The organism is Allobranchiibius sp. CTAmp26 (genome assembly GCF_017565405.1).
Classification (GTDB): Bacteria; Actinomycetota; Actinomycetes; order Actinomycetales; family Dermatophilaceae; genus Allobranchiibius.
Map to the genome: position 1 here is coordinate 33,134 of NZ_JAGEKR010000002.1, position 21,071 is coordinate 54,204.

Below are 21,071 nucleotides of genomic sequence, written 5' to 3' on the forward strand. Positions count from 1 at the left end.
TGGCGGACCCGACTGGCCCGACGAGACCGCACGCTAAGGAGACCGGGTGACCCGTTGGCCCCTACCGGGTGAACGCCGGGTGAACGACACCTATCAATCGGGCGGCGACGACACCGACACCGGGAGACGGTGAGGTATATAGGCGGTCAAGCGAAAGTGTCGAGCGGGAGTCGGTACGCCGGTCAGGGCCGGTTGCGCTCCACCGACACGACCCGGGCCGCGTCGCCCACGTCGACCATCTGACAGATGAGAGCCTCACCCTTCTCCAGCCCGTCGCGGGCCCGTTCGAGCAGCGCGGTGCAGGCCGCACCGGGGGTCGCCTGCTCGGCCAGCCGTCGGAGCAGGGCCGGAAGGACCGGCCGGTGGGTGCACAGCGCGGTGAACTCGCCGCGGTCCAGCGCACGTTCCACGTGCCGCACGGCGCGCTCCGGTTCGGTGGCGAAGACCTCCTCGGAGAGCCCGCGCTTCTCCCGGAGCTGCAGGTGCTGCGCGCGGGCGTACGGCGCGACGGTCGCCACGCACCGGGCCGACGGGGAGGTCACCAGGCGGCGCACGCCGTACGCGCCGAGCGCCGCCGTCAGGGAATCGGCACGCTTCCTGCCCGCCTGGCTGAGGGGGCGATCCGTGTCGGAGTCGTTCCATGAGGACCGTGACACCGCGTCGCTGTGCCGGACGAGCACCAGTGCCCAGGTCCGCAGGGCGCCGCGTCGGTCCGCGTCGAGCAGCGCCTGCAACTGCAGGGAGTCCCGCGCGTAGGTCAGCCGCGCCCGCGCCTGGGGCGGGGTGAGCCACTCGATCTGGTCGATCTCGTTCTCCAGGTCTCCCGACCCTCCGACGACCTGGGCCGCCCAGTAGCGCACCTCCTTGAGACTGCCGTCACGCAGGCCGTAGACGGCGCGGGGAAGGGGCACGCCGAGGCGCGGTTGCAGCCCCGTCTCCTCCAGGACCTCCCGGGCGGCCGCGCCGGCCCAGCACTCACCGGGGTCGAGCTTGCCCTTGGGCCAGGACCAGTCGTCGTACCGCGGTCGGTGCACCAAGGCGACCTGGAGCACCCCACTCTTGCGACGCCATACGAGCGCACCCGCAGCTGGTTGCCCACCGCCCGGGGCGGTCACCGACGCCGCGCCTTCTTGCGGCGCTTGGCGTAGGTATCGATCAGGTGCTGCTGCAGGTCGCTCAGGGGCACCCCGTGCTCGTCGAGGTTGTGACGCTCCCACCGGCCGTCTCCGTGCAACGCCCACGACGAGGTCTCGTCCGAGACACCGAGGTCGAGCAGGTTGCCGAGGGTCGCGACATGGCGCGGTGCGGTGATGCGCACCAACGCCTCGACGCGCCGGTCCAGGTTGCGGTGCATCATGTCGGCGCTGCCGATGAAGATGACGTCGTCCTCGCCCTCGACCTGGAAGCGGAAGACGCGGGAGTGCTCCAGGAAGCGCCCGAGCACCGAGCGCACCTTGATGTTCTCCGACAGGCCCTCGATGCCCGGTCGCAGGGCGCAGATGCCGCGGACCCAGATGTCGACCTTGGCGCCCGCCTGGGACGCGCGGTAGCAGGCGTCGATGATCTGCTCGTCGACGAGGGAGTTGACCTTGATCTGGATGCGGGCGTCCTTACCCCCGCGCGCGGCCTCGGCGACCTTGCTCATCCGCTCGACCAGGCCGGTGCGCACCGAACGCGGTGCGACCAGCAGCCGGCGGAACTTGGCGCGCGGCGCCATCCCGGAGAGCTGGTTGAACAACCGGGACAGGTCCTCCCCGACCTCGGGATCGCAGGTGAGGATCCCCAGGTCCTCGTAGAGCCGCGCCGTCTTCGGGTTGTAGTTGCCGGTGCCGACGTGGCAGTAGCGCCGCATCGACTCACCCTCCTGGCGTACGACGAGGCACAGCTTGGCGTGCGTCTTCAGCCCGACCATCCCGTAGACCACGTGCACGCCCGCGCGCTCCAGCTTGCGGGCCCAGGTGATGTTGTTCTCCTCGTCGAAGCGTGCCTTGAGCTCCACCACGGCCAGCACCTGCTTGCCGGTCTCGGCAGCCTCGATCAGGGCGTCGATGATGGGGGAGTCGCCGGACGTGCGGTAGAGGGTCTGCTTGATCGCGAGCACGTGGGGATCGGCCGCGGCCTGCTCGATGAACGCCTGCACGGAGGTCGAGAACGAGTCGTAGGGGTGGTGCAGCAGGATGTCGCCGCCGCGCATCGCCTCCAGGACGTCGGACTGGGTGGACCGCTCGATCGGTGCCAGATCCGGGTGGACCATCGCCACGAACGCGGGCCAGCGCAGCTCGGACCGGTCCAGGTCGGCGACCGCGTTCAGTCCGCGCAGGTCCAGCGGTTCGGGCAACCGGTAGACCTCGCGCTCGTGCACGCCGAGTTCGCGGACGAGCAGGTCCATCACGTGGTCGTCCATGTCGTCGGCGACCTCGAGGCGGATCGGGGGCCCGAACCGGCGGCGGGTGAGCTCTCGTTCCAGCGCGGTCAGCAGACTCTCGGCGTCGTCCTCCTCGACCTCGAGGTCCTCGTTGCGCGTGACCCGGAAGGTGAAGTGCTCGCGCACCTCCATCCCCGGGAAGAGCGCCCCCAGGTGCTCGGCGATGACGTCCTCGATGGCCACGAACCGGGTGTTGAAGAGGGGATCCTCCCCCTCGTCGGGCTCGAGTTCGATCAACCGCGGCAGCAGCGGCGGCACCTTCACGCGGGCGAAGTGCTCGCGCTCGGTCTTGGGGTTGATCAGGATCACCGCGAGGTTGAGCGACAGTCCGGAGATGTAGGGGAACGGGTGCGCCGGGTCGACGGCCAGCGGCGTCAGCACCGGGTAGATCCGCGACTGGAACAGGTCGCCGAGGTGGGTGCGGTCGGCGTCGGTGAGCTCCGCGGGCCGCAGGATCCGGATGCCCTCGTCCTGCACGGCCGGCCGGATCTGCTTCTGGAACAGCTGGGCGTGCACGTGCATCAGCTTGTGCGCGGCGTGCGAGATCTCGTCGAGCACCTCGCGGGGCTCCAGGCCGGAGGCGGAGCGTACGGCGAGGCCGGTGGCGATGCGGCGTTTGAGGCCGGCCACCCGCACCATGAAGAACTCGTCGAGGTTGCTGGCGAAGATCGCGAGGTACCGGGTCCGCTCGAGCAGGGGCACGGCCGGGTCGGCCGCGAGTTGCAGGACGCGTTCGTTGAACTGCATCCAAGAGATCTCCCGGTCCAGGAACCGGTCGTCGGGCAGCTCCTCGTCCTGGGGGTCGAACTTCAGCTCGGGCGCGACGCGTACGAAGCGACCGTTCGCACCGCGCGCGCGGGCATGAGCGCCCGCCGAACGCCGCGCCAGACGCACCAGATTCGCGTCGCTGGACGTCGAATGGTCGATGTCCTCCGTCCGGTCGTTCTCGGCGGTCTTCTCGTCGATGCGGTGGGACGTGGCTCCGGACTGGGATTCCATGGCGCGATCCTCCCACGGTCGGGAACGCCTGGACACCGGTCAATCCATGGCTACAGCGTGTACATCACATCCGCGCTGGCCTTCTCGAACCCCCAGCCGCGGTAGGTCGCGATCGCGGGCGCGTTGTCGCCCTCGACGTACAGGTCGATGGTGCGCACACCTGCCGCCGCGAGATGCGCCAGACCGAGCGCCGTGACCGCGCGGCCGAGGCCGAGACCCTGGTACGCCGGGTCGACGGCGACGACGTACACCTCGCCCTCCGCGGCACCGGGCGGCTCGATCTTGGTCCAGTGCGACGCCGCCAGAACGGGATCCTGGCCGCTGACGTCCTCGATGAGCAGCAGGCCGCGAGGGTCGAACCAGTCCTGTTGCATACGCTCCTGCAGGTCCGCCAGGGTCATCCGGCCCTGCTCGGGGTGGTGGGCGAACGCGCGTGCGTTGACCGCGAGCCACGCCTCGTCGTCCGCGCCCGGTACGAGGTGCCGGGACGCGAACCCCGTCGGCAGGGACGGCTCCGCGATCGCGGGCTCACCCAGCACGGGTCGGGCCATCATCCACAGCTCGCGCACCACGCGCAGCCCGTGGCTGGTGGCCAGGGACCGGGCGGCCGGCAGGTCGCCGTGCGCCCAGACCCGGGCGCCCGGACTGTGTTCGTTGACGACCAGATCCAGCAGGCTGGCGCCGTAACCGTGGCGCCGGTGCGCGGGGTGGACGACCAACTCGTACGACGTGCGACTCGCGTCGGAAATCGCGATCGCGATCAGTTCACCGTCGACGTCGTGCCACACCATCGCGGGCTCGCCCTCGTCTGTGCCCTCTGTGCCCCGTGCACTCGTCGTGTCATCGGAGGCCTGCCCGCGCCGGGCGGTCAGCAAGGTCTGCTCGGACAGGGGGGCCACGCCGTCGGCGTCCTCGGCGGCGCGTGCGAGATCGGGCAGCTGGGCACGGACCTGCTCGGCGGTGAGCGTCATACCGGCGATTCCACCAGACGCCCGTCCGTTCGTCGACGGCGGTGCGCGATCGGATCGGACACCGCCAGGGGCCTGTGCGAGTCGATCGGTGAGTGATTCACGTGTGCGCTCGATGGGTATCCCGCACGAGACGTCCCAGGTCGACCTGGGCGAACTCGGTGAGAGGGAGACAGGCGCATGAAATGGATCCCACCGAAGGACGCAAGCGACAGCCAGCGCCGTCTGCACGACGCCCTCCGCGTCGTGCGCTCGGCCGATGGACATGTCCCGTGTGAGACCGATCCGTCCCTGTGGACGAGTAACAACGTCGACGACCGGGAGGCAGCAGCACATCGGTGCCGATCCTGCGTCGTGCAGGTCGAGTGCTCCGAGGCCAGCGGCAGCGAGCGGATCGGCGTATGGGGTTCCCGGATCCGATCCGCCGGATCGAGGGAGTGGTAGATCCCCCACCTCGGTACTGGAACGGCCGGCCCACGGGTCGACAACAGCAGCTCAGCCCGTCCGCGACCTGTCGTGGACGCCTTCAAGCAAAGGACGCATGATGCGCGCATTGGTCTACCACGGTCCGAAGAACGTCTCCGTCGACGAGGTCCCGGACGCGACGATCGAGAAGCCGACGGATGCTCTGATCAAGATCACCACCACGAACATCTGCGGGAGCGACCTGCACATGTACGAGGGCCGCACCGACGTGGAGGAGGGCAAGGTCCTCGGCCACGAGAACATGGGCGAGGTCATCGAGGTCGGCCCGGGCGTCGACCGGGTCAAGGTCGGCGACATGGTCTGCCTGCCGTTCAACATCGGCTGCGGCTTCTGCAAGAACTGCGAGGCGGGTCGCACCGGTTTCTGTCTCACGACCAACCCCGGTTCCGCCGGCGCGGCGTACGGATATGCCGACATGGGTCCGTACAACGGCGGTCAGGCGGAGTTGCTGCGGGTGCCGTACGCCGACTGGAACGCGCTCGTGCTCCCCGAGGACGCCCGGGAGAAGGAGAAGGACTACGTCATGCTCTCCGACATCCTGCCGACCGGTTACCACGGAACCGAACTGGCGCAGGTCGGGATCGGCGAGTCCGTGGTGATCTGGGGCGCCGGCCCGGTGGGTCTGATGGCGGCGATCTCGGCGCGACTGCGGGGCGCCGACCAGGTCTTCGTGGTCGACCGTCAGCCGGACCGTCTGAAGCTGGTCGAGCAGGTGGATGCGACGCCGATCGATGACAGCAAGGGCGATGCGGTGCAGCAGATCCTGGACGCCACCCGCGGCGAGGGCGCCGACAAGGGCGTGGAGGCCGTCGGCTACCAGGCGCACGACCACGAGGGTCAGGAACGGCCGGGCATCACCATCAACAGCCTGATCCAGGCGGTCCGGCCCACCGGGCGGATCGGAGTCGTGGGTGTGTTCGTGCCCGAGGACCCCGAGGCGAAGGACGATCTGGCCAAGGAGGGCAAGTTCGGCTTCGACTTCGGCACGTTCTTCTTCAAGGGCCAGTCGATGGGCACCGGCCAGTGCAACACCAAGCAGTACAACCGGCAGCTGCGCAACCTGATCCACCGGGACAAGCTGACCCCGGGTCTGATCGTGTCGCACGAGTTGAACCTCGACCAGGCCGCCGAGGGCTACAAGAACTTCGACGACCGGCTCGACGGGTGGACCAAGGTCCTGCTGCACCCCTGAACGGCGACGCCGGCCGGACACCCGCGGGGTGTCCGGCCGGCGTTCGTTCGGTACGCCGGAGCGCGCTCAGTCGGTCGCCGGGTACCCCTGCGTCTTGAGCAGTCTCGCCAGGTGCACCGCGTTGGCCCCGGCGACCTTGGTGGTGGCCGCCGTCGTCTCCGGGACGCTGTCGAGGTCCTTGTAGTCGGTGCTGTGCATGGCCTCGCCGTTCCAGTAGCTCACGCCTTGGGCCGGGATCGTGAACCCGACGTCGTTCAGGCACTGGTAGATGATGCCGCTGATGTGGTGAGCGCCGTCCTCGTTGCCCACCACGACCGCCACGCCGACCTTCCCGAAGGTCTGTGGGCGACCGTGATCGTCGGTCTCGGACAGTTCCGCGTCCAGGCGCTCCAGCACGCGCTGACAGACACTGCTGGGCTGACCCATCCAGGTCGGCGTGGCCAGGACCAGGATGTCGGCGTCGATCACCTGTCGGCGGATCGTCGGCCACGCGTCGCCTTCACCCATGTCGAGTTCGACCCCGGGCCGCACGTCGTGGTCGACGACCCTGACGACACTGCTCGCGACACCGGGCATCGCCTCGAGCACCTGACGCGCGAGCAGTTCACTGCTCGATGCGGTCGGGCTCGAGTTGAGCGTGCACACCAGCGCGACGGCACTGATCGTGGGATCTGCCATGAGGTCTCCTCCGAATGGGAGCGGTCCCGCACGAGATGGCGGGACGATCGCTCTCTTCGCAGGCTGTCACACGGTGGGCGTTCCGCGCAGGGGCTGCTCGACGGGGTCAGTCGGCGCTGATCTGCCGGCGGAACTCCTTGCGTTCGGAGTGCAGTTCCCACAGGTGCTGGGCGAGTACCTCAGGGCTCTTCTCCTTGTCGCCGGCGATGATCTGACCGCCGATGATCAGCTGGGAGACCTGGATGCCCTCCTCACCGAGCACCTCGTTCAGCAGCTGCGCGTACGCCGCCTGTCCGGCGAACGCGACCGAGGTGCCCGTGACGTTGCGACCCGGGGTGACGGCCGATCCGCCGTTGACGAACAGGATCGTGCCGCGGTTCTTGCCGAGGAAGCGCATCCCGGGGACGACCTGGTGCACGGCGGCGACGGGTCCGTAGATCGAGAACTCGATCGGGCCGACGAGGTCGGCCGGGGTCGTCTCCAGCACCGGGCGCATGAAGTCCTTCTGCGGCAGAGGGCTGTACTGCAGGACCTCGATCGGGCCGAGGGTCTCGGTGACCTGCTCCAGTGCCGCCGCGATGGACGCCGGGTCGCGGACATCGGCCACGAAGCCAGCAGCCTGCACGCCGTCGTCCTGTAGCTCGGCCGCCAGGGCGTCTACTCGTCCGCGGTGCCGCGAGATCAGGCCGACCGCGAACCCTTCCTCGCCGAACCGGCGAGCGACGGCGGCGCCCAGGCCCTTGCCTGCTCCGATGATCGCGATCGTGGTCATGTCAGCTCCTGTCGGAAGATCTGTACGGAGTGCGGCGCCGCCGATGGCTGTCACTTGATCGTGCTGCGGCAGCGGATCGATCAACGCGCCGGTTTGGTCCCGACTCGAACTCGTGGGACGTCGCCAGGCTACTGAGCCGCAGTGTGCGACCTGCTGCCGGCCGGGTCGCCTGCCGCGATCGAGCGGTGCACCCCTCTGACCTGCGGAGGGTGCGCGTGGGCGAGCTGAGCGTGAGCGCGTTCGAAGGCGCCCTCGGCCGTGTGGGCGGCGACGGCCGCCGCGCCGGCCGGGACGATGACCAGCAAGGCGCCGAGCACCGCGGCGGGCAGGCGGGTACGGCGTCGCGGCTGCAGCAGCACCCGCACCCGGTAGGCCACGGCGTCCTCGGCAGAGGCGAGCCGGGTGGTCGTCGCCTCCGCCGAGGTGACGCTGGTGGCCGCGGCGACGATGGCACCGGCGACGACGCGCCGGTCACCGGTCTGATCGGCGGCCATCTCGTCGGCCCACCGTTCCGTCGAGAGGCGCACCGCCCGCCGCACCGGGCGCAGGATCGGGTTGGCCGCCGTCGCGACCTCCACCAGCTGAAGGTAGACGTGATGCCGGGCGACGAGGTGCGCCTGCTCGTGGGCGATCAGCGCCCGCCGGTGCCCCGGGCCGAGGGCCGCCAGCACCGGTGCGCCCACCACGACCCGTCCCGGAAATCCGGCCAGCGCGTGGGGTGATTCGGCGTCATCGGTGATGACCAGCCCGGCGACGTTCGGCATCTGCCGGCACGCAGCCGCCGAGCGCCACAGCGAACGGCCCTGGCCGACGAACGTCGTGAGCGACCGGATGAGCAGGACCGACACGACAGCGCCGGCCAGGAGGCCCGCCCAGGGTGCCGGGTTCGAACCGTGCAGCTGGCGCACGCTCCAGCCGCCGGCGGCAGCGATGAACGGAATGCCCGCGACCGTCTCGAAGCCCAGGATGCAGGCGATGAACCCGGCGCAGGCACTCACCGCGAGGGCGCCGGCGGTGAGCAGCATCGTCGCCGACGCCGGCCTCATCGAGCGCACCAGGACGGGTGCGGCCACGGCCAGGGCGATGCCCGCTCCGAGGCAGGCGATCAGTGCGCTGACGGTCACGGCTGCCCGCCCGGCTCGTCGGCCTGCGGAGCCCCGGTGGCTTCGGTCAGGAGCTGGGCGAGGAGGCGCGCGTCGTCGGCGCTCAGGTCACCGATGAATCGGGACATCACCGCCGACCGGTCCTCATGCGAGTCCATCAGGCGCCGCATCTGGTGTGCTGCCAGTGCCGCGCCCATGGTGGCGGTCGACTCGACCAGGCCGTACCGGTAGGTGCGTCCCGCCGGAGCGCGGCGCAGCACGCCCTTGTCGCACAGCCGGGCCAGCGTCGTCATCACGGTCGTGTAGGCCAGCGGGCGGGCGAGTGCCGCGTGGATCTGGGGGGTCGTCAACTCCTCGCCCGCGGCGGCGATGGCCGCGACGACCTCCCGTTCCAGTGCACCCGGCTGGCGCCGCATTCCGACCTACTATTCATCGAGTAGTACTATTCGCATTCTGCAACAACCACACGATGCGGTATCGGCAGGCACGATGCAATCTCGGGCCGCACCATGATCGAAGGAATCACCCACCGATGGCTCTGGACACCGGCAGCAACTTGGATCTCTTCCTGTGGGTCAACCGGATCGCTCAGCGGACACCCTGGCTGCACGGATCGATCGAGGCGTTCGCGAAGTACGGCGTCCTGCTCTTCGCGGTCCTGTTGTTGATCGGTCTGTGGGCGGCCAGATCCGCCGACGACGCGCGACTGGCCAAGGCAGGGTGGGCGTGCGTGGCCACCCTGCTCGCCGTCGCGGTCAACCAGCCGATCGTGCACCTGGTCCACGAAGCGCGCCCGTACGCGACCCATCCCCACATCCTGGTCCTGGCCTCGCGCAGCACCGATCCGGGCTTCCCGTCCGACCACGCCACGATGGCCGGTGCGGCCGCCGTCGGGATCCTGCTCGCGAGCCGCAAGCTCGGCCTGTTCGCGCTCCTCGCGGCGCTCGTGCTGGCGGCCAGCCGGGTATACATCGGTGCGCACTATCCCCTCGACGTCCTCGCTGGTCTGATCCTGGGCGCTGCCGTGGCAGTCCTCGGGTGGATCCTCGTGCGCCGCATCCTGGTTGCGACAGTGCACCGGATCCGCGTCCTGCCGGGACTGCGCAACGTCTTCGGCCCGCGCGTCCAGGCCGGTACGACGCCCGCCACCGATCCGAGAGCGTCCGCGTCGCGCGCGTACCGGGCTTGAGAGCACCGGAGCAGCGGCACGATAGGAGTCGACCAGTCCGCATGAGTCGAGGAGCCCGATGACCGGCACCGCACTGTTCCTCGCCGTCTTCCTGGCGTGTGCCGTGGAGGCGGTCGAGGCGTTGACGATCACGCTGGCGGCCGGGACGTCACGCGACCGGCGCTCGGCACTGACGGGAGTCGGTGCCGCGATCGCCGTCCTCGCGGTCCTGGTCGCGGTGCTCGGGCCCGCGGTCAGCGCAATCCCGTTGACCGCGCTCAGACTGCTGGTCGGAGGTCTACTCCTGATCTTCGGGATCGGCTGGCTGAGGAAGGCGATCCTGCGCGCGAGCGGGCAGAAGGCCATGCGGGACGAGGACGCGGCCTACCAGCGCGCGGTCGCGGCGGCTCGTGCCGCCGACCCGGATCGACGGCCGCTGGTCGGTGACTGGTTCGCCTTCACCCTGGCGTTCAAGGGGGTCCTGCTCGAGGGGCTCGAGGTCGTCTTCATCGCGCTCACCTTCGGCAGCAACCAGCACGACGTCCCGTTGGCTGCAGTGGCCGCACTGGCCGCCGTACTCGTCGTGGCGGCAACGGGTTTCGCGGTGCGCGCACCTCTGGCACGGGTGCCTGAGAACGCGATGAAGCTGGTCGTCGGCGTGATGCTCGTGTCGTTCGGCACCTTCTGGGGGGCCGAGGGAGCCGGCGCGCGCTGGCCCGGCGGCGACGCCGCACTGCTCGTCATCGTTCCCCTCACGGCGGTCGTCACCTGGGCACACGTCCAGGCATTCCGTCGCTGGCAGCCCGGACCGGCGTCGCGCGACGCGGGCGCCACGGGGGCGGTCTGAGATGCGCTGGATCGTCGGTTTCGGGCGGTTCTGCTGGGAATTCGTCATCGGCGACGACTGGCTCGTGGCCGCTCTCGTCGTCCTCGGCCTGGACGGGACATATCTGCTTGCGCACGCCACCGCAGCCCCGGCCTGGTGGTTGCTGCCGGCCTTCGTCCTGGTCGCGCTGCCGGTCAGCATCATCCGGCTGATTCGCCGCACCCCGCGAGGCTGAGCTCACCCTCGCCGCCGCGGATTCCGTTCACTGCACGTAGGAGACGACGGCCATCATCCCGCGGGCTGCGTGGTAGGCGTTGTGACAGTGCGTCAGCCACTGCCCAGGGTTGTCAGCGTCGAAGAAGACGCTGACGGTCTCCATCGGCTTGACCACGACCGTGTCCTTGCGGGGCCCGGTGGCCCCGACCTGGAAGGTGTGCCCGTGCAGGTGCATCGGATGCCACATCATCGTGCGGTTCGCGAAATCCAGGCGCACCCGGTGGCCGGCCCGGATATCGACGGCGGACGCGAACGGGTCGGACTCGTCGTACCGGCGGCCGTTGATGCCCCAGTCGTACCTCGACATGGAGCCGGTCATCGCGAGCGTGTGCGTCACGTCCGCCTCCTTGGGCGCCAGCCGCACTGAGGGGTCGGCGGCCGTCATCCTCGCCCCGATCACCTTCCCGCCCAGTCGGGTCGGCACGCTCGCGGCGGTCGGGCGGCGGCCGCGGCCGGCATCCAGGATCGCGAAAGTCCGGCCGGTCTTCCCTTCCGCCAGCACCGTCAACGGCACGGGATGATCCGGCACGGTGACCAGCACGTCGAACCGCTCACCCATCCCGAGGACGAGGGCGTCCACCTCCTGGTGCACCACCGGAAAGCCGTCGGTGTGCGTCACGGTCAGCCGGACCCCCGGAATGCCGACCCGGTACGCGGTGTCACCGGCGGAGTTGATCAGCCGGATGCGGACCCGCTGCCCGGCCTTGGCCCGGAACACTTCCGGATCCAGCGGGTCCCGACCGTTGACCAGGTGGAGCGGATAGTTCACGTCCCCTCCGTCGCTGCCGAGGAACGGGCTGGCCGTCGACGAACCGCCGCCACTCATCCCCGACATCCCCGACATCCCGGACCTGCCCGAGCCCGTCGAGCCCATGCCCTTGGACAGCGTGGCCGCCTGGATCGCCGGCGTGCGACCGTCGATCCCGTCCAGCCAGTCGTCGAGCAGGACCACCCACTCCGCGTCGTAGGGGAGCGGCTCGTGCGGGTCGTCGACGATCAACGGCCCGTACAGCGCGCGGTCGCGCTGGAGTTCCATGTGCGAGTGGTACCAGTAGGTGCCCGGGTGCGCGGTCTTGAACGTCGCGGTGAACGCCGCACCGGGCGCGGTCGCGGCCTGCGTCAGGGCAGGGACGCCGTCCATGTCGTTGCGCAGCGCCAGCCCGTGGAAGTGCATCGAGGTCGCCTCGGGCAGGCCGTTGTGCTGCGCGACGGCCAGGGTGTCTCCTACCCGGGAGCGCAGCAGCGGGCCGGGCAGTCCCCGGTTGTAGCCCCAGGTCTGCACCGGGGCGCCCCCGATCCGTGTGCTCATCGCGGTCGCGTTCAGCGCGGCGCCGATCGTGCGCCCACTTCCCGGCCGCCCTGCTTCCGTCCGTCGCACCAGTGGATCCGTGGGGCCGACGCGTCTCACAGGGGAGCTCGGGGACGCCGCCGTACGGGTCGTCGCCGCGTCGTTCGAACACGCGCCGACGACGCCCACGCCCGCAGCCGCGGCCAGCGTGAACAGTGACCGGCGGGTCACGTTCCTTGTCGTCACAGGCTTATTCACGCTCATACGGTATACCCCTATGGGGTATGCCGGAGAATGGCTCGTCTCAGGCGCGGTGCGAGCCCGCGGGGCTGGTGTGGACGGTCGCAGCCGTCAGCCGGCGTACCTGGGCCACGAGTCGGGTCTCGACGTGGTGTGCCAGGTCGTGCGCCTCGGCCTGGCTGAGCTCCGGTGCGATCGAGACGTCGACTTCCGTGCGCAGGGTGTGTCCGATCCATCGGATCCGCAACTCACGGACGTCCTCGACGCCCGGGACGGCAAGGGCGGCCGCGGTGGCGTGGTCGACGAGGTCGGGGTCGACGGCGTCCATCAGCCGGTCGCCGACCTGCCGGATCGCCGAGCGCAGGACGCCCAGGATGCCGACGGTGATGAGCAGCCCGACGATGGGGTCCGCGGCACGCCAGCCGAGCGCGACTCCGGCGGCGCCCAGGAGCACGGCGAGCGAGGTGAAACCGTCGGTGCGAGCGTGCAACCCGTCGGCGACCAGTGCGGCCGAGCCGATCCTGCGCCCGACGCCGATCCGGTAGCGGGCGACGACCTCGTTGCCGGCGAACCCGATGATCGCGGCACCGGCGACCGCCCACAGGTGGGTCACCTCCTGGGGATGCAGCAGCCGTCGGATCGCCTCGTACGCCGCCAGCACACTGGAGAGCGTGATCATCGCGACCACGAACACCCCGGCGAGATCCTCGGCGCGGCCGTAGCCGTAGGTGAAGCGTTTGGTGGCCGCCCTGGTCCCGAGGCGGAAGGCGATCAGCAGCGGGACCGCGGTGAGCGCGTCCACGATGTTGTGCAGCGTGTCCCCGAGCAGGGCGACCGAGCCGCTGAGCACGACGATCGCGCCCTGGACGAGGGCCGTGAGTGCGAGCAGCAGGAACGAGATCACGAGCGCACGCCTGCCTTCGGCATTGGCCTCCAGGGTGTCGTCGATCTGGTCGGCGCTGTCGTGCGCGTGGGCGCCGAAGACCTCTGAGACGGCATGCCGGATCCGCCCCCATCCCGACCCGTCGTGGTCATGGTCGTGCCGATGCTCATGAGGGCGGTGATCATCGAGCTGCGGTGATCGTGTGGCCATCTGTCTCGCTGCTCCCGTTACCGTCGTCGAACCGGCCGTCACGGTATCAGGAATACATGAACATAAATTCATACGTTCCTCGAATATGCTTCGCCCCATGGGTCATGCAGGGGCGCCTCGTGCGTCGGAGGCGGCGGTCGGTCGGCTGAGTGCTTCGACCGCGACGGCCGTCGCGCAGACCCTGCAGGCCCTCGCGACGCCGTCGCGGCTGCTGATCCTGGACTGCCTGCGCGAGGGCCCGTTGCCGGTGACCGAGCTGGCGGCGGCGGTCGGGATGGAGCAGTCGGCGTGCTCTCACCAGCTGCGGCTGCTGCGCACGCTCGGACTGGTCGTCAGCACCCGCCAGGGTCGCTCGGTGATCTACGCCCTGTACGACGGGCACGTGGCCGAGCTGTTGGACCAGGCCCTGGACCACACCGAGCACCTGCGCCTGGGGTTGAGCAACCAGCTCGGCACCGACTGACGGCCGAGACGTCGCCGCTGACGTCGCCGCTGCCCCCCTAGTGGGAGAACCGGACGTTCGGCAGGACCCGGGCCAGCCAGGCGGGGGTATGCCAGGCCGCGCGGCCGGTCAGCCGCAGGACGACCGGCAGCAGGATGAGCCGGATGCACAGCGCGTCCAGGAAGACCGCGACCGCGAGGATGATGCCCATCTCCTTGGGCGCCAGCGGCCCGGACAACGCGAACGTCATGAAGACCGCGACCATGACCCCGGCCGCAGCGACGACCACCCGCCCCGAGGTGCGGAGCGCTTCTCGCATCGCGTGCTGGGGGTCGCCGGTGGCGTCGTAGTGCTCCCGAGCCGCGGAGAGCAGGAAGAGCGTGTAGTCCATCGCGACCCCGGTGAGCATCGCGCCGAAGAAGAGTGGCGCCCACGCGTCGACGAACCCCTGGGGTTGGAATCCGAGCAGACCGGACAGGTGGCCGTCAGCGAAGATCAGCTTGCCGACGCCGAACGCCGCGGCGATCGAGGCGAGGTTGGTGACCGTGCCGACGAACGCGACCAGGGGACTGCCCAGCGCGATGAGCAGGAGCAGGAAGCCGAGCCCGATCAGCAGGCCGAAGACGAGAGGAGTGCGCGAGGACAGCACCTTCTCCAGGTCGTGGTTCTCCGCGGCGGCACCCCCGATCAGGGTGCCGCGGGGCAGTTCGGTGCGAAGCCGATCGATGGTGGTGCCGGTGGCCTTCGCGGACGCGTCGGTGGTGGGGACGGTCATCACCATGGTCCATCCGTTGTGCTGGCCCCCGGGCAGTGTCGCCGCGACGCCGGGATCCTTGGACAGGGCGGCTCGGGTGGCCGTGGCCTCGGTGGTGGGGGTGACGACCTGGAGCATGCCGGGTGCGCCCGGCCCGAACGCCGTGGTGACCTGCTGGTAGCCGGCGCGCGCGGACTGATCGGCGGGGATGATCGCGATCGAGGGCATCCCGGTGCGCAGCCCCGCGACCGGGGCGGCGAGGATCGCCAGGACCGCCAACGCCATGGTGCCGGTGGCCCAAGGGTGACGGTGCAGCAGGGCGCCCCAGCGGTGCATCACCAGTTCCATTCCTCGTCGACCGGTGGCGGCGTGACGGGCGGTGCGGCGGAGAGTGCCGGGCAGTCGTACGCGGCCGGCGTCGATCTTGGTGCCCAGTGTGCCCAGGACGGCGGGTAGCAGGGTGAGCGTGGCAGCCAGGACGGCGATGACGGCGAGCATGATGCCCAGGGCCATCGAACGGAACGCGGGGCTGGGCACCAGCAGCACGGTGGACAGGGAGACCAGCACGGTGATCCCGGAGAATGCGACGGCCTTGCCGGCGGTGCCCATGGTCTCGGCGATCGCGTCGACCGCGGCTTGTCGGTCTCCGGGTGCGGCGGACCGGTGGCGCAGTGCAGATCGGAACCGTACGACCAGGAACAGGGCGTAGTCGATCCCGAGCGCGAGGGCGAACATCATCGCGAAGTTCAGGGCCCACACGCTGACGGGCGCGATGTGGGTGGAGATGACCAGCGCGCCGGCGGCGGTGAGCAGCCCGACCATGGTGAGCATCAGTGGCAGTCCGGCGGCCACGAGGCCGCCGAACGCGAGGACCAGGACGATCATGGTGACCGGCCAGGACAGGACCTCGGACTTGATCATGGCGGCGTGGTTGACCTTGTTGAAGTCCGACCACAGGGCGCTGTCGCCGGTGAGGTCGACCGACACGGTGGGAGTGGCCAGGTGCGCCAGCGGCGCAGTCAGATCGTCCGCGGCGCGGACCATCGTGTTCGCGTCCGCTGCGGCGCCCGCCTGAACGATCGCCGTCGCGCCGTCGCGCGACAGTGACGACCCCGGTTGCGGGCCGAGGACCGTACTCACCCGTGGGTCGGCCTTGAGCAGCGCCTCGACCTGGGAGACGAGCTTCTGCGCATGGGGGTCCTTGGCGATCGGCCCGGTGCCGTCGTGGATGACGACCTGCAAGGCAGTCGCACCCATACCGTGGAAGTTGCGCTGGATGACCTGGCGCGCTTGGACGGACTGGCTACCGCTGTCCTGCCATCCCGCTCCGGACAGGGCCGACTCGACCTTGGGTGCGAAGGCCCCGAAGAGGGCCAGCGCGATCAGCCACAGGACTAGGACCGCGCCGAGGTGCGACCCTGCCCAGGCTCCGAGGCGCGCCAGACCGGTATGACGTCTCTTGTCAGGTTGTTCGCCGTCGGTGGTAGCGGGGGATGGGGTCGAGTGGTGGGGCGTTGTGGCCCGGCTGATGGAAGTCACGTCGGTCTCTTTCGCGGTGTGGTCGGGCGTGGGTCAGTTGCGGCCACGGAGCCGGCGCAGGAGGGATACCTGAGGCGCGGTGGCGCCGGCGGGGTGGCCGGGGCAGCGGTCGGCGCGGGGGACGCCGGCCATGACCTGGTCGACGTGATGTCCGCAGCCGGCCCAGGTGGTCTTGCCGCAGGCCTTGCAGGTGGCGGGTCGGCACATGAGGAGCTCCTTGTGGGTAACGGGGATGAATCGATACCCTGGGGGGTATCGAGAGATACAAGAGTACATACCCCTAGGGGTATTCCATGACGAGGCGGATCTGTCGGTGGTCTACGTCACGCGGCGGGAGTGGGGGCGGCAGGAATGGTGCGGCCGGCCCCGTCGTTGCATACCCCAGTGGGTATTCGACCCACGGCTCCGGCGCGACACGAAAGAGGACTCTCATGAGCTACACCCTCAGCACGACCATCGACCGGCCGTTCGGCGACGCGGTCCAGGCGACCCGTGAGGCCCTTGCCGACCAGGGTTTCGGGGTCCTCACCGAGATCGACCTCGCCGGCACCCTCAAGACCAAGATCGGCGCCGACATCGAGCCGCAGGTCATTCTGGGTGCCTGTCGCCCGCCGCTGGCGTACGCCGCCGTTCAGGCCGAGCCGTCCATCGGACTTCTCCTGCCGTGCAACGTCGTCGTCCGCTCGATCGACGAGCGGCGAACCGCCGTCGAGGCCATGGATCCGGACGTCATGGTGACCCTGACGGGTAACGCTCGGCTGGCGGACGTTGCCGCCGACGCTCGTGGCAGGCTCACCCGGGCCCTCGCCTCGTTGACCGGACCCACCGCGTCCTGACCCATCAGCCACTGACTCCGAGCCCGTAAAGGACACCCACCCATGGTCACTCTCCCCTCCGACGACATGACACCCGTCCTCAACCGACTGCGCCGAGCGCAAGGGCAGCTGGGAGGCGTCATCCGCCTCATCGAGGACGGTCGCGACTGCCGGGACGTCGTCACCCAGTTGGCGGCCGTCAACCGAGCCCTCGATCGCGCCGGGTTCGCGATCGTGTCCTCCGGCATGCGGGAGTGCCTCACCTCGCCCGACGGAATCAGTGCCGAGGATCAAGCCACCATGGAGAAGCTCTTCCTCACACTGTCCTGACTCCTCGCACACGCGGCGCGCGGGCCGGCGTCGTGACGAGCTCGCCCGGCAGCGGCTACTAGGCCGGAGCGGTCTGCTCTTCCGGCGCGCGCATCTCGTGGACGCCCACGAAGCGGTAGCCGACGTTGCGCACCGTCCCGATCAGCGACTCGTTGTCCGGGCCGAGCTTCGCGCGCAGCCGGCGGACGTGCACGTCGACGGTGCGGGTGCCGCCGAAGTAGTCGTACCCCCACACCTCCTGCAGCAGCTGGGCACGCGTGAAGACTCGGCCGGGATGCTGCGCCAGGTGCTTGAGCAGCTCGAACTCCTTGTAGGTCAGGTCGAGCGCCCGGGTGCGGATCCGGGCGGAGTACGCGTCCTCGTCGATGGTCAGCTCGCCGGCAGAGATGCGGGTCGGCTCGTCCTCGGTCTGCGGCGTCGTCCTCGTCATGGCCAGCCGGATCCGGGCCTCCACCTCGGCCGGCCCCGCCGATTCCAGCAGGACGTCGTCCAGCTGCCACTCGCTGGTGAGCGCCGTCAAACCACCCTCGGTGAAGATGGCGATGAGCGGCGTGGAGAGGCCCGTCGTTCGCAGCACGCGCGTCAGGCCGCGCGCATTGGCCAGGTCGCGCCGGGCGTCCAGGAGCACGACATCGCACTCCGGCGGGTCGACCAGCGCCTGCGGTTCGGTGGGGAGCACACGCACCCGGTGGCCGAGCAGACCGAGGGCCGGAAGCACCTCGACACTCGCGCCGCGAGCGTCGGTGAGGAGCAACAGGCGTGCCATGCTGCTCAAGAATACGATGCCGCAGGCAGGGCGACGGGCCGGAACGGCCGGGCGTGACGCGTGCCACACCGCGCGGAGGCGGCTCGGGGCGTGGGATCCTGGCCGAACGACCAGGAGGGGTCAGGAGGGGACATGGTGCAGATCGTCGTGCGGTACTGGGCCGGCGCGCAGGCCGCCGCCGGCACCGCGACCGAGCAGTTGGAGGGCCTGACCGTGGGCGACGTGGTCGACTCGGCCACCGAGCGGCACCCCGAGCTGCGCCCGGTCTTCGCGCTCGCCGCGCTCTTGATGAACGGTCGTCGGGTCGACGCGGAAGTCCCGTTGGTCGACGGCGCGACCCTCGAGGTGTTGCCGCCGTTCGCCGGCGGCTGACATCGTCCGCGGCGCCCTCTGCAGGCGCCCCGACCCGCCTGCTTGCGCCACGCGGCGCGCTCATCGCCGAGGTGATGGCAGGATTCGGGTCGTGCCCGAGGGAAGCGAGACCGCCGCCGAACAGGTCGACGCATCCGCGACGCAGGCGAGGAGCGGCTCCGCGTCCCCGCTGCTGGCGGGGGTCGGCGCGGTCGTGCTCGCCGTCCTTCTGGTCGTCTGCGTGTACGCCGGGTCTGTCGCACTCGCCGCCGCCTACCTGTTGAGTGCCCTGGTAGTCGCGGTCGGCTGGCCGATGCTGCTCGGCCTGCAGCGCGAGCGGTCCAGTGCGCTCGTACTGGGGATCGGCGCGGTCTCGATGGCCATCATCGTGGGTTGGGCCGACACCGCCGACGGGATCCGCTGGGTCACCGCGGCACTGGCCATCTCCCTGGCGCTGGTCTTCCTGCAGTCGCTGGTGAGTCGGGGTGAGCGCGAGCGGGTCGTCATCTCCCTCGCGGTGATGAGCCTCGGCCTCGGAGCGCTCGCCAGCGGTGCGTTCCTGGCGGACGCGGCGCTGCGCGTGCACGGCCGGGAGGCGGTCGTCGCCGCCCTGGCCGGGGCCGCGCTCGGTACGGCGCTGGATGCCGTGCTGCACGGGCGAGGTCGGCTGTCCGAGGCGACCCTGCCGGTCTCACTGCTGCTGGGGATCGGCGCCGGACTCATCGCGGCGGGCATCGCCGGTGTCCCGTGGAACGCGCCGCTCGTCGCGGGTCTGCTCGGCGCCGCGGTGTCTCACGCGTTCCGCACGATCCTGCGCGGGCCGGCGCGTACGGGTGGGCCGCAGGCTCAGCTCGCGCTGGGAGCGGCGACCGTGCTGTTCGTCGGTGTGCTGCCGACCGCGGCGGTCTGGATCTTCTCCCGGATCAGTTGACCCGCTTGAGCTCCGCGGACGCGTAGCTCTGCAGCGGATGACCGGTGGCGGCCATGTCCATGGCCCACATCAGGTTGGAGTTGACGTAGCCGTAGAGGCGGGTCGCGGCGGCGTACTCCATCGCCGTGGGGCTGCGCAGCACCCCGTCGGTCCGCAGCTCGATCTTCGCGGGGGTGGTGTTGCCGTAGTACATCTCCACGACTCCGGTCGGGTGCGCCAGCACGAACTCGACCTCACCGTCCGGCAGCGGACGCCAGTAGCCGAGCTCGCTGGTGAGCGGCTCGACCTGGTTGCCCGCCTCGTCGAGCAGCCACGTGGTGCTGCGCCACTCCAGGAACGGGCGACCGTCGTGGCCACAGACGACCTCCTGGCCGAAGTTCACCGAGTCCATGCCCGGGTAGCCCATCACGCCGGCACCCTCCCAGCGGCCGATCAGCCACGCCAGGGGTGCCAACTCGCGCGGCATGTCCGTGTCCAGTTCGAAAGGCATGCGCGAAATCGTACGGCGGATGCGGGCGGGCGCGCTCAGCTCACCGTGTTGGGCGTCGCCGAGGAGCTGCTCATCGTGTCCGTCCGCAGACTGGTGCCGAGCTGCTTCATCTTGGGCATGTCGACGACGTCGACGTCACCGACGGAGTTCGTGGCGAAGCCGGAGAACGGCGCGGTGTAGAAGGTCAGGTCGTTGCCGCTGATGTTGCGCAGGCTCACGCCGAGCCCGATCAGGTATGACGTCGAGGTGTCCGTCAGCGTGTACGGCGCGATGGCCGACACCATGTCGAGGGCTCGTTTGGGGTTCTCCAGCGTGCCGCGGGACAGCGCCTTGGTGACCATGGCGTTGATCCACTCCTGCTGGTCGACGCCGCGGTCGATGTCGCCGCGCGGCAGCTGGTGGCGCTCGCGGGAGAAGCCTAGTGCCTGCTGGCCGTTCATGTGGTGGTAGCCCTGGGTCCAGGAGCCGAAGCTGCCCTCGCTGTAGGGGTAGCGCACGTAGACGTCGACCCCGCCCATCGCGTTCGTCAGGCTGGTGAACCCGTCGAAGCCGATCTGGGCGACATGGTCGATGTGCAGCCCGAGCAGGTTCTGCAGCGTCGAGACCAGCAGCTTGGACCCGCCGTAGGAGTACGCCGCATTGATCTTGTTCATCCCGTGTCCGGGGATCGCCACGTAGAGGTCGCGGGGGAAGTGCACCACCTGGATGCTGCGCCGGTCGCTGCTCACGTGCATCAGCTGGATGACGTCCGAGCGGCCGTTCTCGCGCAGGTTCTTGCCGCGGGAGTCCGAGCCGAGCAGCAGGATGTTCTGCGCCTTGCCGGCCGCAGCGTCGCGGGTCGGCCCGTCCGAGGGCAGCAACGAGTTGGAGTGCTGGATCTGGTCCAGCTGGTGATTGACGTAGAGCGCGAGGCCGCCGACCACCAGGACGATCACCAGGAGCATCGACAGCAGGGTCAGGCACCCGACCTTGAAACAGCCGGCCTTCTTCTTCTCCTCCGGCAGCTCCGGGCCGCCGCCCTGATCGAGGTCGTCGACGGGCTCGGAGGCGGCGCCCTGATGCGCGGGGTCCTGCGTCATGGCGGTCAGTGTAGGTCGGCGTCCGGGCCGAGAACGGGTCCCGAGCCTGGTCATCGGGTG

Annotated in this window: 23 protein-coding genes; 9 read left to right on the forward strand and 14 right to left on the reverse strand. The window is 70.0% G+C overall.

The window, feature by feature from the left end:
• Window positions 1-182: 182 nt before the first annotated feature.
• From J4030_RS01625 to mshD, 3 genes are read right to left on the reverse strand one after another with little or no spacing between them, the layout of a single operon-like run.
• Window positions 183-1,115: an NUDIX hydrolase gene (locus tag J4030_RS01625; protein ID WP_208047455.1), complete on the reverse strand. Its 933-nt coding sequence runs from the start codon at window positions 1,113-1,115 to the stop codon at window positions 183-185.
• Window positions 1,112-3,424, reverse strand: a complete 2,313-nt coding sequence (locus tag J4030_RS01630; RefSeq protein WP_208047456.1) for an RNA degradosome polyphosphate kinase — start codon at window positions 3,422-3,424, stop codon at window positions 1,112-1,114. Before J4030_RS01630 ends, J4030_RS01625 begins: the two co-directional genes overlap by 4 nt.
• A gap of 50 nt (window positions 3,425-3,474) precedes the next feature.
• Window positions 3,475-4,395, reverse strand: coding sequence for a mycothiol synthase (gene mshD / locus J4030_RS01635; RefSeq protein WP_208047457.1), 921 nt, complete (start codon window positions 4,393-4,395; stop codon window positions 3,475-3,477).
• A gap of 538 nt (window positions 4,396-4,933) precedes the next feature.
• Here mshD and J4030_RS01645 point away from each other — a divergent pair.
• The gene (locus J4030_RS01645; protein ID WP_243762726.1) at window positions 4,934-6,070 is read left to right on the forward strand and encodes a glutathione-independent formaldehyde dehydrogenase; all 1,137 of its coding nucleotides are present in this window, start codon (window positions 4,934-4,936) and stop codon (window positions 6,068-6,070) included.
• Between the two features lie 66 nt (window positions 6,071-6,136).
• Here J4030_RS01645 and J4030_RS01650 read toward each other — a convergent pair whose 3' ends face one another.
• The 4 genes from J4030_RS01650 to J4030_RS01665 form a co-directional block, all read right to left on the reverse strand.
• Window positions 6,137-6,748: a flavodoxin family protein gene (locus tag J4030_RS01650; RefSeq protein WP_208047459.1), complete on the reverse strand. Its 612-nt coding sequence runs from the start codon at window positions 6,746-6,748 to the stop codon at window positions 6,137-6,139.
• Between the two features lie 106 nt (window positions 6,749-6,854).
• On the reverse strand, window positions 6,855-7,520 hold the full coding sequence (locus J4030_RS01655; protein ID WP_208047460.1) for an SDR family NAD(P)-dependent oxidoreductase: 666 nt from the start codon (window positions 7,518-7,520) through the stop codon (window positions 6,855-6,857).
• A 128-nt stretch (window positions 7,521-7,648) separates the two neighbouring features.
• Window positions 7,649-8,644, reverse strand: coding sequence for a M48 family metalloprotease (locus tag J4030_RS18410; protein ID WP_208047461.1), 996 nt, complete (start codon window positions 8,642-8,644; stop codon window positions 7,649-7,651).
• Entirely contained in the window at window positions 8,641-9,039 is a 399-nt protein-coding gene (locus J4030_RS01665) for a BlaI/MecI/CopY family transcriptional regulator (RefSeq protein ID WP_208047462.1), read from the reverse strand. Before J4030_RS01665 ends, J4030_RS18410 begins: the two co-directional genes overlap by 4 nt.
• Before the next feature lie 116 nt (window positions 9,040-9,155).
• Here J4030_RS01665 and J4030_RS01670 point away from each other — a divergent pair, with 116 nt between their 5' ends.
• From J4030_RS01670 to J4030_RS01680, 3 genes are read left to right on the forward strand one after another with little or no spacing between them, the layout of a single operon-like run.
• The gene (locus J4030_RS01670) at window positions 9,156-9,812 is read left to right on the forward strand and encodes a phosphatase PAP2 family protein (protein ID WP_208047463.1); all 657 of its coding nucleotides are present in this window, start codon (window positions 9,156-9,158) and stop codon (window positions 9,810-9,812) included.
• A gap of 58 nt (window positions 9,813-9,870) precedes the next feature.
• The gene (locus J4030_RS01675) at window positions 9,871-10,638 is read left to right on the forward strand and encodes a hypothetical protein (protein WP_208047464.1); all 768 of its coding nucleotides are present in this window, start codon (window positions 9,871-9,873) and stop codon (window positions 10,636-10,638) included.
• Window position 10,639: 1 nt separating this feature from the next.
• Window positions 10,640-10,852: a hypothetical protein gene (locus tag J4030_RS01680; RefSeq protein WP_208047465.1), complete on the forward strand. Its 213-nt coding sequence runs from the start codon at window positions 10,640-10,642 to the stop codon at window positions 10,850-10,852.
• A 27-nt stretch (window positions 10,853-10,879) separates the two neighbouring features.
• On the opposite strand, the gene J4030_RS01685 is transcribed toward J4030_RS01680, so the two are convergent.
• Window positions 10,880-12,202: a multicopper oxidase family protein gene (locus J4030_RS01685; protein WP_243762727.1), complete on the reverse strand. Its 1,323-nt coding sequence runs from the start codon at window positions 12,200-12,202 to the stop codon at window positions 10,880-10,882.
• Between the two features lie 283 nt (window positions 12,203-12,485).
• Window positions 12,486-13,514: a cation diffusion facilitator family transporter gene (locus J4030_RS01690; RefSeq protein ID WP_208047467.1), complete on the reverse strand. Its 1,029-nt coding sequence runs from the start codon at window positions 13,512-13,514 to the stop codon at window positions 12,486-12,488.
• A gap of 97 nt (window positions 13,515-13,611) precedes the next feature.
• Between J4030_RS01690 and J4030_RS01695 the strand changes: the two genes are divergently transcribed.
• A complete protein-coding gene (locus J4030_RS01695) occupies window positions 13,612-13,977 on the forward strand; it encodes a metalloregulator ArsR/SmtB family transcription factor (RefSeq protein WP_208047468.1) in 366 nt (121 codons plus the stop codon).
• A gap of 37 nt (window positions 13,978-14,014) precedes the next feature.
• Here the strand turns inward: J4030_RS01695 and J4030_RS01700 are convergent, their stop codons facing one another.
• On the reverse strand, window positions 14,015-16,249 hold the full coding sequence (locus tag J4030_RS01700; RefSeq protein WP_307864512.1) for an MMPL family transporter: 2,235 nt from the start codon (window positions 16,247-16,249) through the stop codon (window positions 14,015-14,017).
• 33 nt (window positions 16,250-16,282) lie between these two features.
• Window positions 16,283-16,456 carry a hypothetical protein gene (locus J4030_RS01705; RefSeq protein WP_208047469.1) on the reverse strand — a complete coding sequence of 58 codons (174 nt, stop codon included), beginning with the start codon at window positions 16,454-16,456 and terminating at the stop codon, window positions 16,283-16,285.
• Window positions 16,457-16,680: 224 nt separating this feature from the next.
• Here J4030_RS01705 and J4030_RS01710 point away from each other — a divergent pair, with 224 nt between their 5' ends.
• Window positions 16,681-17,085 carry a DUF302 domain-containing protein gene (locus J4030_RS01710; RefSeq protein WP_208047470.1) on the forward strand — a complete coding sequence of 135 codons (405 nt, stop codon included), beginning with the start codon at window positions 16,681-16,683 and terminating at the stop codon, window positions 17,083-17,085.
• Between the two features lie 42 nt (window positions 17,086-17,127).
• Window positions 17,128-17,394, forward strand: a complete 267-nt coding sequence (locus J4030_RS01715) for a metal-sensitive transcriptional regulator (RefSeq protein WP_243762728.1) — start codon at window positions 17,128-17,130, stop codon at window positions 17,392-17,394.
• A 58-nt stretch (window positions 17,395-17,452) separates the two neighbouring features.
• On the opposite strand, the gene J4030_RS01720 is transcribed toward J4030_RS01715, so the two are convergent.
• The gene (locus tag J4030_RS01720; RefSeq protein ID WP_208047471.1) at window positions 17,453-18,160 is read right to left on the reverse strand and encodes a response regulator transcription factor; all 708 of its coding nucleotides are present in this window, start codon (window positions 18,158-18,160) and stop codon (window positions 17,453-17,455) included.
• A gap of 132 nt (window positions 18,161-18,292) precedes the next feature.
• Here J4030_RS01720 and J4030_RS01725 point away from each other — a divergent pair, with 132 nt between their 5' ends.
• Window positions 18,293-18,532: a MoaD/ThiS family protein gene (locus tag J4030_RS01725; RefSeq protein WP_208047472.1), complete on the forward strand. Its 240-nt coding sequence runs from the start codon at window positions 18,293-18,295 to the stop codon at window positions 18,530-18,532.
• Window positions 18,533-18,623: 91 nt separating this feature from the next.
• Window positions 18,624-19,442, forward strand: a complete 819-nt coding sequence (locus J4030_RS01730; RefSeq protein ID WP_208047473.1) for a hypothetical protein — start codon at window positions 18,624-18,626, stop codon at window positions 19,440-19,442.
• Here J4030_RS01730 and J4030_RS01735 read toward each other — a convergent pair.
• Together J4030_RS01735 and J4030_RS01740 are read right to left on the reverse strand one after the other, a co-directional pair.
• On the reverse strand, window positions 19,435-19,932 hold the full coding sequence (locus J4030_RS01735; RefSeq protein WP_208047474.1) for an FABP family protein: 498 nt from the start codon (window positions 19,930-19,932) through the stop codon (window positions 19,435-19,437). The genes J4030_RS01730 and J4030_RS01735 overlap by 8 nt on opposite strands.
• 35 nt (window positions 19,933-19,967) lie before the next feature.
• Window positions 19,968-21,011 carry an LCP family protein gene (locus tag J4030_RS01740; RefSeq protein ID WP_208047475.1) on the reverse strand — a complete coding sequence of 348 codons (1,044 nt, stop codon included), beginning with the start codon at window positions 21,009-21,011 and terminating at the stop codon, window positions 19,968-19,970.
• Window positions 21,012-21,071 lie beyond the last annotated feature (60 nt).